The organism is Paracoccus sp. SM22M-07 (assembly GCF_001887735.1).
Lineage (GTDB): Bacteria > Pseudomonadota > Alphaproteobacteria > Rhodobacterales > Rhodobacteraceae > Paracoccus.
Genome location: NZ_JPKW01000052.1, coordinates 1 through 334, shown reverse-complemented (window position 1 = coordinate 334; position 334 = coordinate 1). Strand labels below are relative to the sequence as shown.

General features: G+C 67.1%; 2 protein-coding genes. Both read right to left on the bottom strand.

What is annotated here, in order from left to right; translation table 11 throughout:
* The coding region (locus tag IE00_RS19380; protein ID WP_305790329.1) for a CoA-transferase at nucleotides 1–146 on the bottom strand (146 nt) is incomplete at its 3' end.
* On the bottom strand, nucleotides 146–334 hold a 189-nt coding region (locus IE00_RS19375; RefSeq protein WP_305790328.1), incomplete at its 5' end, for a CoA-transferase. The genes IE00_RS19375 and IE00_RS19380, both read right to left, overlap by 1 nt.

Below are 334 nucleotides of genomic sequence, written 5' to 3'. Positions count from 1 at the left end.
TGCAGCGTGATGTCCTTGTCGCCCACGTAATTGGCGACCAGGGTCGGGATGCCGATCCCCAGGTTCACGTACATGCCGTCTTCCAGCTCCTGCGCGGCGCGGGCGGCCATGCGGTTGCGGTCCCAGCCTTTGGGTGCCTCGGCCATCACGCGACCTCCTGCTTGCGGGTGGTGCGCTGTTCGATGCGCTTTTCGTGGTGGCCCTGCACGATGCGGTGGACATAGATGCCCGGCAGGTGGATCTGGTCGGGGTCCAGGCTGCCGCGCGGGACGATCTCCTCGACCTCGGCCACGCAGATGCGTCCGCACATGGCAGCGGGCGGGTTGAAGTTGCG